Origin of the sequence: Proteus sp. STS61-E, assembly GCF_040932335.1 — a bacterium.
In the GTDB taxonomy this organism is placed as follows: domain Bacteria; phylum Pseudomonadota; class Gammaproteobacteria; order Enterobacterales; family Enterobacteriaceae; genus Proteus; species Proteus mirabilis_B.
On sequence record NZ_JBFQGE010000003.1, the window covers coordinates 141,684 to 154,878 of the forward strand.

Sequence of the window (13,195 nt, forward strand, 5' to 3'; positions counted from 1 at the left end):
TAAGAAAACCTTAATAAAACTAGTCGATTGAAATTATAAAAGAGAATGATAATTCTTCTTTTAATTATTACTGTTTTATTTCTCTCGATATTACTGATGAAATTAACATCGAAATAAGCTATTTCGGTGATAAACCGTTATGATAATAGTTGCTTTATATGGACTCTTTTAATAAAGGAACGTTATGACCTATCAAGAGCTTTATCAGTACGCCATTTTTATGCTGTCTCGCCGTGATTACAGTACAAGCGAACTGCAACGTCGAATTGAACGTCGAATTCGCGAAACTGAGAAGGATTCACCGACTGCCCCCGAATGTTTGCCTCAAGTCATCGAGCGCTTGCTTGAAAGCCAGTATCTTGATGACAATCGAACTATTTATAGTTTTTTTCGTAGTTATTTAAATAAATCCTATGGACCGTTACGTATTCGCCAAGAATTACGCTTAAAAGGATTTCCTAGCGAAATTATTGAGCGTGTATTAGAAGAAACAGACACTGATTGGTACGCACTCTGCCAAGATCTGAAAGAGAAAAAATTCGGTACCGCTAAACCCAAAGACTTTAAAGAGAGAGCCAAGCAAATTCGTTATCTGCAATATCGTGGGTTTACCTCTGATTATATCAATGCGCTGTTTTAATTGATTAACGTAGTGTCATTGCAATATCAGCTAATTTTTTATCATTATTTTTTTTAAAATAGACCTTTTGATGTAAGAAAATATTAAAAGGAAATGGTGAGCGAATAAATTGAACCTCATCATTTGTGATCGTTGAAATATAATGAATATTTTCAGGCATAAAGCAGTAACCCGCCCCTAAATCAACGCAGTGCAAGACATCCGCCATCTCTGTTAACCCTAAAGTATGATATTGATAACCTTGATTTTTTAGCTTATCTAAAATCGTTGAAAATATGGGGTTTTGCAAAGTACTGCTTCTTTGTATTAAGGTTTCTTTGGCAAAAAATGTTTTGGTGTTGGGATATTGTTCAAAGAGTTTTCTACTCACCAATAAGCCGACTTTTTGTGTGCATAAATTAATCGTATTAATATTTTTATGAGAATAGTCAAATTCAAGAGAGGAAATAACAAGATCAAACTCTTTATCAAAAAGTTCTTCTTTAATATCATCAATATAACCATCTTCTAAAGATAGTCTATATTGATTGTTTTTTTGTCGGATCTCCAACAGTTTTGTTTTTAAGTCAGGATAATAAAGACCATCTAATTTAATGGAGAGCGAGGTTTTATTTTCATTGGGATTCATTATCTGATTTTCAATTTTTCTAATTTTTTCATAATAGGGATATAAACGATCATAAAGTGTTTTTCCTGCAGGGGTAAGACCCATTCCGCTTTTGGAGCGTTTAATCAGTGACTTACCTATTTGGCTTTCAAGTTCGTTAATCCCGTGGCGTAGTGCGGATGGGGTAACATTGATTTGTTCTGCAGCTTTGACTAGGCTTTGACAAGTTGCGACGGCAAAGAACTGATTTATTTTTCGTGAGAAAAACATGCAGGCGTTCTCCATATTTATTTATATATATCTTACGAATAAATAATCCTCCTAAATGTAATCGTTATATTGATATTTATCAATAATCATTTTGATGCGACTAAAAATGAAAAAAGGATAAAGAATAAATTAAAAAAAACAACAATACTGACTAATTTTGATAATAAATAAGTGTATTTTTGATAAAAATAAAATCAAACGATTAATTGTTTTTTATTTCCATGTTTTATTTATTAATTTTCTCTGTTTTTCTCAATCTTTTTTATTAAAAACCGCAATCAATCTATAAAGAATAAAAAAACTCAATATTAGGTTATAAAAAATTCAATTTTCAATTCTTATTTTCTTGGTATTTTAATTATCGAGATGAAACGACGATTTTATTCTATTAATTTTAAATTAACTTATATTAGGAAAATATTTAATGAAAAACATTAATACACTTTTAGCGAAAATGAATTCTGATACAGTGGAAAATATCACGTTAAATGATCTAGCTCCCTTATCACTTCATGAAATCCACACGCTGAGTGAAGAGAAGCTTAGTTGGCATGAAGCAAAAACATTATATAAAGAAGCTCATTATTTAACACGTAATAATCCACAAGTAAAAAATGCCGTGGCTTTAGATATTCAACCTCACGCAGCTCAAAGTAGTACGTTAGAAAATTGGATCCCAAATCGAGACAACCACTATGTCGATTCTAAATCTGTGGCATCGATGTTTTCACCTGCGGGTTATTTAACTGAACTTTATCGTGAAGCAAAAGAAATACATTCTGATAGCCCAATGTATCGTCTTGATATACGTCGTCCTGATTTAGCACAATTAATACTTTCTCAAGACAATATGGATAAAGAAGTTTCTACTCTTTCTTTATCAAATCAAATTCTTACTACCGCACTGCAAAATAAATTTGGCAATGATAAAGATTTATTTCAAGAACTAGCAACAAATCGCGTAATGGGTGAAAATCCTTATCATCAGCCTTATGAAACTATTCGACAAACATTATTATTACGTGATGGCTTGGCTGATAAATTAATAAAGGCTAAAGATTATCTTAATATTTTAGATACAGAATGGATCTCAATGATTAATTCATCTATTTCTCCTGAATTATATGCTATTTTAACAGAATTAATCTCTGACGATAAAATTGATGAACTAATAGAGAAAAACTTCGGAAATAAAGATATCAGTTTAAAGAATAATTTAAAGTACTTATCAGAATATTATTCTGTTTCAGAAGAAGAAATATTACCATTATTTAATATTCTTAAAGTAAATAATGAACTATCTGCAAAAAGTATGTTGGTATTAAATAAGATTATTCGCTTACATAAAGCAACCGGGATCTCTGTTGATAATCTATTAATTTTAATTAAAATAAAAAACGATGATAATAATATTGACTCTGAGGTTATTCGTTCTATTCTTCATGTACAATATATTATGGAGAAATACAATATTAATATTGAGCAATCTATAGTACTTAATGGTGCTAATATTAATCGTCAAACATTGAATAACTCTTTATCGCTATTTGATATTTTATTTAATTCTCCTCCATTAGGTAAAAGTAAATTTATTGCAGATAATAAAGCACTTGATTTTAATTCATCATCTCCAGATGATATTATACGTATTAATACCTTAAAACGTGCATTTCATATCGATGATATTGGTATTGTTGCTATGTGGAAATTAGCTTCTGGTAAAAAAACGGGATTTACTTGTTCTATAAAGGATATATCACTTTTATATCGAGTATATTTATTAGCAACAGTACATAGTCTAGACATTTATTCTCTTTCTTTATTACTTGATATGTTACCTGAACCTTTCAGTAAACCCATTAATGAACAATCTTTATCAGATGATGCAGGTAATTTAATTTATACAATAGATAATTATTGCAAGTTTATCAAAGAGTATAAGTTTAGTATTCCAGAACTATATTCAATGACAGCTGAAAAATATGATTTATCTTATACTCGAGAAATGAAAGGACTCTTTGACGAGTTAATGAAATTTAATGATTTTTATATAGATGAATTCACCGAACGGGCAATTATACCGTGCTATTTACCTATACTAGGTTATCATTTATTCCTTCCTTCATTAAGTGTTGCCAAAGCTGTATGGAAATATCTCGATAATAATATGATATTAAACTTATCTATTGATGATTTTAGAGACTTGGTAAGGAAGGATGATAAAACATTAGAGGATAAAAATAAACTTGTTACTTATATAAAAATTTTGTGTCAAATGATTTCTATGTTTACTAAGTTAGGATTAAATGAAAATGAAATAAATATATTGGGAGAACGTCGTTTGCTTAATTATGAATCTGTTCTTCCTAATATTGAATCAATAAAAGATATATCTGAATTCCATCGTTTCTATTTAGATAAAATAAATAATAAAGATGAGATAAGTAACCTTTTTTTCGGTTATGGAACTGTTTCAATTTTATCAAAGGCATATGGAGTCTCTGATGAGGTAATTGAGCAAATTATTTCTTTATTAAAACTAGGTGATCAAATTAAATTTGATAATATCAAAGAAATCTCTAGCTATATTGATATGGTTAAAACATTTAACATCACACCAAATAACTTTAATCTATTAACTCAGTTAAAATTTTCTACAAGTGGGGATAAAGAAAAAGACTACTTGAATTGGGATAGAATTAGTAAAATTTTACAAAGCGGGCTAAATGCTCAACAAGTTATTTTACTAAAAGATAAAATGGATGAAAAAGAGAGTGTTGCACTTAGTGCATTTTATATTCATAACTTTAAGGAATTAAATTTAGTAACTAGTGATGATATTTATCATTATTTACTGATTGATAATAAAGTTTCATCTGAAGTAAAAACCACAAAGATAGAACAAGCTATTGCAAGTATACAGCTATATATTAATGAATTTTTATCTTTGGATATGAAAGATGCTAGTCCACTTATTAAGTCTCGTCAATTTTTTATAGATTGGGATAAATATAATAAGCGTTATAGCACTTGGAGTGGTGTCTCTTTATTAGCTTATTATCCTGAAAACTATATTGATCCTACAGTACGTATTGGTCAAACTAAAATGATGGATACGTTGTCACAGTCAATCAGTCAAAATAGTATTAATAGTGATACGGTTGATGATGCATTTAAAACCTATTTAACTTCTTTTGAACAAATTGCTAATTTAGATGTGATTAGTGGTTATCATGATAGTGTGAGATTAGAAGATGGGCACACATATTTTATTGGTTGTAATGCGTCAGAAAAAGTAAGTTATTATTGGCGTAGTGCAGATCATAGTAAAATAAAAAAAGGAGTCATGGCAGCAAATGCTTGGACAGAGTGGACTAAAATTGAGAATGGTGCTAACCCTTACAATAATTTAATTCGTCCTGTTATTTTTAATAATCGATTATATATTGCTTGGATTGAACAAAAAGAAATTGAAAGTAAAAAGTCTGAGAATAAAGAAGAAAATACATCTACACCAATTTCTAAGCAGACACAATATAGTTTAATTTTATCACATATCCGTTATGATGGTACTTGGAGTTCACCTATTGATTTTCAACTACCTAATAATATTATAGATAATGAAAAAGGAAATTTTTATTTAAGCTATAACGAAGAATTAGATAAATTATATTTTTTAACTTATGTCACAAGTGATGTCTATAAAGATGAAAATGAAGAGTATCAAGTTTATTCTATTGATAATAAAATGATGTTTTCTAATATATCATATTTAAATGAGGAAAATGCAAAAAATATTTATATTAATGTGAAGTCTGAATTTGATTTGAGTGGTGAAAAATGCACTAAAAATATTAATAATAAATTTGCATTGAGAGGTGAATTAGCTTACTCAATATCTCACGATCCTATTGATGATATAAAAACAATGGATTCTCAACATGTCTCTTTTTCTGGAAGTTTAATTAATGGTGTCAGTGTAGAGTCGAAAAATAAAACATTATCTTGCTACCTTTCTGCTTTTGTTAACTGTAATATTAATTATGGACATTTTGCTCCTGCACCTATTAAAGATATCTTTAAAGGTTTATTAAAGAGTGGTTCTCTATTAGAGGATATTGTTTATACTTCAGGTAGTGTTGGTAAGTTGACAACCTTGTCTTTTAATGGAAAAACCGATTTTAGTTATTATTTAGGTTTTGATGTTAAAAAAAATATAATTTACTTCTTTATTTACGATAATACTAAAGGTGCGGTAATTAACGGTTTAGATGTTAATAATGGAGAAGATTATAGCGTAGGACTGTCTTTTTTCACTAAACAGTCAAATGGTTTATTAAAATATACATCGAAAAATAAAACTGCCTTTACGCTTTCTAATGAATTAGGCAATTTCTCGTTACAACATTTTCTAGATAAAGAAACACCAATGTTTCTTTTTTATGTTTCGGGAAAAACAACGACTCAATTACTTATGGGAGCATATGGGAAAGGAATATCTTACCCATTAACTATTAGTGATTTAAATAAAATTATCTATAGTGATGACGAAATGGTTAATGATATTAAGATAACATTATTTTCTAGTCAGGATAATAAAGTCACCTATTCTCTCGAACAATGGTCTAACGCCAATACTTCTTTAGTTGAGGGTAGTAATAGCTTCAATAGTAAAAATAAAACGCTTAAGCTTGATGTTCCTCAGAATGCATTTAATGACAATGGTGAGTTAATATTAACTGCGGATGTAACAGCGGTTAATAAGAACCAAAAAATTATTGCTAAAAGCCTATGTTACTTTAAAGTCAGTGAATTAGAACATATAAATGAGAGTATTATTAGCTTAAAAACAAATCAAAAGCATGCCCAATATATGTCAATGACAGTGGCAAATGAACCTTTGTTAGTGCGTTTAAATACATTATTTGCACGCCAATTAGTCAAACGTGCGAATAACGGAATTGATGCTATTTTAACGCTAAATTCTCAGAGACTGCCTGAACCTGCTCTGGAAAAAGGCGCTGATGTACCGATGGATTTTAATGGTGCGAATGCTCTCTACTTTTGGGAACTGTTCTATTACACCCCGATGATGTTAGCAAATGTGATGCTAGAAGAGCAAAATTACGACGAAGCTAGTCGTTGGTTACGTTATGTGTTTAGTCCAAATGGTTATATTGATAACAATACTCGTACTCATCGTGTTTGGAATTCACAGCCATTATTAGCGGATATAGCTTGGGATCATGATCAACTGGATTCAACTGATCCTGATGCTGTGGCACAAGCTGATCCAATGCACTATAAATTGGCTACATTTATGAAGTGCCTTGATATTCTTGTGGCACGAGGTGACAGTGCTTATCGTCAACTTGAGCGTGACACACTAAATGAAGCTAAAATGTGGTATGTACAAGCGCTAAAATTATTAGGAAATGAGACAGAACTATTAGAGGACGATGTGTGGTCAGCACCGACATTAATTGATGCAGCAACCATAACACATCAAGAAAAATCTTCTGTTAATGATGAGAAAAAAGAAACAACATTATCACGCACAGCAAATACCTTAACTTCGCTTTTTTTACCACAAATTAATGAGAAGTTAGCGCAGTATCGAGACACGTTAAAATCGCGTTTATTTAATTTGCGTCACAACTTATCGATTGATGGGCAATCGCTGTCATTACCAATGTATGCAACACCAGCAGATCCTAAGGCACTGCAAATCACCGCAGTTAATCAATCGCAAGAGGATGGTGTATTGCCGAAAGTGATGATACCGGCTCAGCGTTTCCCTGTGATATTAAATAGCGCAAAATCAGTCGTCAGCCAGTTAATACAGTTTGGTAGTTCGCTTTCTAGCATCATTGAACGTCAAGATGTGGAAGCGTTGTCAGAATTACTAGCAACGCAGGGTAATGAAATTACTCTCCAAAATATCAAGTATCAGCAGAAGATGATTGAAAAGTTTGATTATACCGAAAATTCATTACAGGGTTTACGGGAAGGTGCCCAAACCCGCTATAATTATTATAGCAAATTATATAATGAAAACATTAGTGCAAAAGAAACAAGAGCACTAGCACTTCGCGTTATGGGCATGGGATTTACGACAATCAGTCAACCATTTTATGTGAGCGCGGGTATAGCGGTTTTAGCACCAAATACATTCGGTATGGCAGTGGGGGGATCAAATTATGGTGGGCTACTTAATGCAGTAGGTACTGGATTCCTTAGTGCTGGTAGTATATCTAATATGGCGTCAGACATTTTAAGTCAATCTGAAGTATATCGTCGTCGTCGTGAAGAGTGGAAATTATTACGTGATACAGCACAATCAGAATTAAAACAATTTGATGCACAAATTAAAGCACTGGGTGTGCGTAAAGAAGCAGCTAATTTGCAATTAGGACTTCTGATGCAACAGCAAGTGCATATGCAGGCACATTTAACGTTCTTACAAAATAAATTTACCAATAAAGCGCTGTATAGCTGGTTACGCGGTAAATTGATGGCGATTTATAAGCCATTCTACGACTTAACTGCCTCCCGTTGCCGTATGGCGGAATCGGCTTATCAGTATGATTTAGATGAAACACAAACCTTTATTCGCCCAGGGGCATGGCAAAGTAATTATTCCGGTTTGATGGCGGGTGAAAGCTTAATGCATAACCTGATTCAAATGGAAAACAGCTACCTCGAAAAAGATAAACGTGTATTGGAAATCACCAAGATTGTGTCGTTGGAAGACGTGTACCAAGGTTTAGGCACTAATAAGTTTGGTTTTGAACAAGTCGCTGATGTGATTAATAAATCGAAAACCCAGCTAGGTACGGCAGAAAATGGTATTACGCTGAAAAACGGTCAATTACAGGCTTCGATTAAGCTCTCTGATTTAGCTATCGACAAAGATTATCCTGCAGATTTAGGTCAATTACGTCGCGTTAAACAAATTAGTGTGACATTACCTGCGTTAACAGGCACGTATCAGAATATTCGTGCGGTGTTGAGTTATGGCGGTAGTGCGGTGAAACCACGAGGTTGTAGTGCGATTGCGATTTCTCATGGCATGAATGACAGTGGTCAGTTCCAACTGAACTTTAATGATGAGCGTTATCTGCCATTTGAAGGTTTACCTGTGAATGATAGCAGTACACTGACTTTAAGCTTCCCTGATGCGACAGATAAGCAAAAAGAGATGTTACTGACACTAAACGACATCATTCTCCACATTAATTACACCATTCGCTAATTACCCAAATCTTAATTAATTACAGGCTCCTTAGGGAGCCTGTCAGGAGTTCTACATGCAAAATTCAGAGAAATTGACCTTTGATGCGCCAAACTTACCAAAAGGTGGTGGGGCTGTCACAGGATTAATGGGCAACATGGGTGCTGTTGGTCCTGATGGTGCAGCTACTTTTAGCTTGCCGTTGCCCATTAGCCAAGGTCGTGGTTATGCCCCTTCTTTAGGTCTAAGTTATCAAAATCAAGCCGGTAATGGCGCTTTTGGCTTTGGCTGGTCTATGGGTGTGATGTCGATTCGTCGTCGTACTTCAAAAGGCGTGCCTACTTATACTCAACAAGATGAATTTGTTGGGCCTGAAGGTGAAGTGATTGTGCCAATTATCAATAAGAAAGGCGAAATTGAAACGGCACAACGTAATGAGTTACTTGGCATAAAACTCGCTCATCAATATCAAGTGACAACTTATCGTTCACGTATTGAAAAAAGTTTTAGTCGTTTTGAATATTGGTCATTAAATGAGGCTAATGCTTCAGCCAATACACCAAAACAATTTTGGGTGATGTTGAGTGCAAATGGTGAGGTTCACTTATTCGGTTATGAAACCACAGCACAGATCGTGGATAGCCAAAACAGTGCACATATTGCGCAATGGGATCTCAATGCTTCGGTTTCAGCGATGGGTGAACAAATTGAATATCACTATCGCGCTGAAGATGAACAAGGTTGTGATAAACAAGAAATTCAATCCCATAAAAATGCTAATACACAGCGTTATTTAGAGAAAGTGTATTACGGTAACCCTGAGGGAGAGCGTGCTTTTTCATGTACGAAAACGGATAACACCTTACCGAAAAATGCCTTGTTTACTTTGGTCTTTGATTACGGTGAGCGTGATAGCGCATTAGCCACCTATCCACAATGGCAAAGTAATTCCGCATGGGCACTGCGTAAAGACTGTTTCTCGCTGTACCATTATGGTTTTGAAGTTCGTACTCGCCGTTTATGTCGCCAAGTACTGATGTATCACCGTCTTGAAAGTTTAGAAAAACAAACAGTATTGGCAGAAACCCCTGAATTAGTCGCTCGATTAACGCTCACTTACGATGAGTCCGCATCAGGTACTGTTTTAGTCTCAGCACAAAAATCCGCGTTTAACAATAATAAAGATGCGCAGTCGTTAGTGACATTGCCACCGGTTAAATTTGATTGGCAAATGGTGGGGGCGACTAAACAAGCCCAGTGGCAATCACTGGATGAGCTTGCTTCTTTTATACCACAACCGCCTTATCAATATGTTGATTTATTAGGAGAAGGATTGGCTGGCGTGTTGTATCAAGATCGTGGTGCTTGGTGGTATCGCGCCCCCGTCAGAAAAGAAGATAAACAAAATCCGAATGCCATAACATGGGATAAAGCAAAAAAGCTTCCTGTTATTCCGTCATTGCGGAATTCAGCCATGCTGACCGACGTGACGGGTAATGGAAAACTGGAATGGTTAGTTACTCAAGGTGATGTGAATGGTTATTACACTCAAGATGAAACCAACGCAGAAAATTGGCTAAATTTTGTGCCACTTGATGCACTGCCAGTAGAATATTTTCATTCTAGAGCGGAAATCACCTCATTAACAGGCAGTGGTTTTGCTGATTTAGCTTTAATTGGTCCTCGCAGTATTCGTCTTTATGCGGGCTCTGCGCAAGGCTGGAAAAAAAGCAAAGATATCATGCAGGCTGATGGCGTGACGTTGCCGATTAAAAACGTTAATCGACGTACCTTGGTGGCATTTAGTGATGTATTGGGTTCAGGTCAACAACACCTGATTAAAGTGGATTACCAAGGCGTAACCTGTTGGGTGCATTTAGGTGAGGGGAGATTTAGTACTCCGATGACGATCCCTGGTTTTTCTGCGGATCGTCTGAAATTTAATCCTAATCAATTCTATTTAGCAGACTTAGATGGTAGCGGTACGACTGATATTATTTATGCTCAATCTACTCATTTAGAGGTGTATTTTAACCAAAGTGGTAATCAATTTGTGCGTGGTGATGATATCGCATTACCTAAAGGTGTGCGTTTTGATAACCAATACCAACTGCAAGTGGCGGATATCCAAGGTCTTGGTGTCGCTAGTATTTTACTGACAAAAGCTTATCCAACACCGCAACATTGGGTGCTTTCGTTACAAAATAAAAAGCCGTGGTTATTAACGTCCATTAATAACAATATGGGGCTTATTCAGAATTTGCATTACCGTAGTTCAGCGCAATATTGGTTAGATGAAAAATTAACTCGTCAACAGCAAAATAAAGCTAAAGCGGTTAGCCACTTACCTTTCGCACTACATACGTTGTGGAAAATTGAAACCATTGATGAAATCACGCAAAGCCGTTTAACGCAAACTTACAACTATCGTCATGGTGTCTGGGATGGCGAAGAAAATGAGTTTCGTGGTTTTGGCTGTGTAGAAGCCACCAATGCCGAGTCTTTTAAAAGTGAAGAAAATACCACGGATAAAACGCCAAGTGCATTAACGCGTCAGTGGTTTTTAACGGGAAAATCCTTAGTTGATAACCAGTTTTTTAATGAGTTTTGGCAAGGCGACAGTGCGGCGTTTTCTCACTTCTCACCACGCTTTACCCAAGGTGATGGAAGTTCAGAAAAAGCGTGTGATAACACAGTGCATCAAGAACTCGCCTATTGGCTTGAGCGTGGACTGCAAGGTCAATTGCTTAGAAAAGAGGTCTATGGATTAGACAATACCGTTGTATCTGATGTGCCTTATGTCGTTACGGAACAACGGCCACAAGTGCGTTTAATTGAAGCGCAAGGGCGCTCACCAGTGGTGATGCCTTCTGTAGTCGAAAGCCGTGACTATCATTATGAGCGTATTGCTTCTGATCCTGCTTGTCATCAACACATTATCTTAGAGCAAGACGGTTATGGTTTTGTATCTAAAGCCGTTTCGATTAACTATCCAAGACGTGCTAAGGGGGGGGAAAACCCTTATCAGCACTACGAAAGCCTACCCGAGACGTTATGGGCATCCAGTTATGATGAGCAACAACACACTCTGCGTTTAGGTTTGTCGCGTCAGACTTGCCATCATCTTGTTCATCCTGAAAAACAGGTTTATCAGCTCGAGATCACCAACGCCAGTCGCCAAGATAGTTGGATATTCGGTGCGGAAAAGCAGCCGAAAGAAGGCCTGAATGTCGAAGCATTATTAGCGAGCAATAATTTGCTCACACAAAAATCAGCTTCAGTTTTTGTAGGGCAACAACAGCTTGCTTATCTGGATGTGAGTGGTAATGCAACATTAGCAGAACCCGATTTCCCTGTACGTTTAGCTTACAGTAAAACCGCGGAATTAGATGAAGAAACCGCAAAAGTCATTTCACAACCTTATCCAGATTTAAAACTGGATGGCGTGATGAAAAATGCAGGTTATCAGCAAAAAGACTATTTATTCGCTGATGAAACAGAAAAAAGCAAAAAATTGTGGGTAAAACCGTTATTAGGCGTTAAAGCCTATGGTTCATTAGCCCAGTTCTATAAGCCACTGGTGTATAAAAAAACAGAGCTTTCTTGTGATTATAACTTACTGTGGGATAAGCAATTCTGTGTATTAATGGGTAAAGGATCTCCTTTAAATACACAAGATTTTCATCTTACTTATGATTGGCGCTTTTTATCACCTAATTCAATAACAGATGAAAACAAAAATCTTCGTCAAGTGACCTTTGATGGTTTTGGTCGTGTAACGACAACCCGTTTTTCAGGGGCTGAAAAAGGTCTGGAAAGTGGTTATAGCCATAAAGCCTTTACGATGCCAAATACTATCGATGAGGCTTTGGTCCTGACATCCACTCTGCCTATTGCTACGGGTTTTGTTTATGTCACGGACAGTTGGATGTCTTCATCGTCAAAACTGCCTCCACACGCTCTGCAAATTATGACTGACCGTTATGACAGCGACTCACAACAACAAATTCGCCAACAAATCGCGTTTAGCGATGGTTTTGGACGCCTATTGCAAACCTCTATCAGAGTTGAAGCGGGTGAGTCTTTTTTGCGCAGTGAAAAAGGGGAATTAGTGGTGGACTGTGTACAGCAAGCACAGCAAAAAAGTACCACAACACGTTGGGCAATTTCAGGTGAAACCGAATATGACAATAAAGGGAATGTAAAGCGCGTTTACCAGCCTTATTTCCTGAATGATTGGCGTTATGTTTCGGAAAGTTCATCTCAGCCTAATCGGTTTGCGGATACCTATTATTACGATGCATTAGGTCGTTTATATCAAGTGATTACTGCAAAACAATATCGCCGCTATACGATGATGACGCCTTGGTTTGTGGCTCAGGAAGATGAAAATGACACCTTAGTGTAGGTTATTTATTACGCGGATTAATGGGAAACACCATTT

General features: G+C 35.3%; 4 protein-coding genes. 3 read left to right on the forward strand and 1 reads right to left on the reverse strand.

The genetic code is table 11. The annotated features are described in order from the left end of the window. Positions 1-184: 184 nt before the first annotated feature. Positions 185-640, forward strand: a complete 456-nt coding sequence (locus tag AB4J89_RS09010) for a regulatory protein RecX (RefSeq protein WP_075673485.1) — start codon at positions 185-187, stop codon at positions 638-640. A gap of 4 nt (positions 641-644) precedes the next feature. Here the strand turns inward: AB4J89_RS09010 and AB4J89_RS09015 are convergent, their stop codons facing one another. Further along, positions 645-1,517 (reverse strand): LysR family transcriptional regulator, encoded by an 873-nt coding sequence (locus AB4J89_RS09015; RefSeq protein WP_193775143.1) that lies wholly within the window; start codon positions 1,515-1,517, stop codon positions 645-647. 424 nt (positions 1,518-1,941) lie between these two features. On the opposite strand from AB4J89_RS09015, the gene AB4J89_RS09020 reads away from it, so the two are divergent. Beyond that, positions 1,942-8,772, forward strand: a complete 6,831-nt coding sequence (locus tag AB4J89_RS09020; RefSeq protein WP_368468978.1) for a neuraminidase-like domain-containing protein — start codon at positions 1,942-1,944, stop codon at positions 8,770-8,772. Between the two features lie 55 nt (positions 8,773-8,827). Next, positions 8,828-13,159, forward strand: coding sequence for a SpvB/TcaC N-terminal domain-containing protein (locus tag AB4J89_RS09025; RefSeq protein ID WP_368468980.1), 4,332 nt, complete (start codon positions 8,828-8,830; stop codon positions 13,157-13,159). The last annotated feature ends 36 nt before the right edge of the window (positions 13,160-13,195 follow it).

Bases quoted from the DNA above. Each gene is read 5' to 3' on its own strand.
- AB4J89_RS09010 (WP_075673485.1), top strand. From the start codon at position 185: ATGACCTATCAAGAGCTTTATCAGTACGCCATTTTTATGCTGTCTCGC.
- AB4J89_RS09015 (WP_193775143.1), bottom strand. From the start codon at position 1,517: ATGTTTTTCTCACGAAAAATAAATCAGTTCTTTGCCGTCGCAACTTGT.
- AB4J89_RS09020 (WP_368468978.1), top strand. From the start codon at position 1,942: ATGAAAAACATTAATACACTTTTAGCGAAAATGAATTCTGATACAGTG.
- AB4J89_RS09025 (WP_368468980.1), top strand. From the start codon at position 8,828: ATGCAAAATTCAGAGAAATTGACCTTTGATGCGCCAAACTTACCAAAA.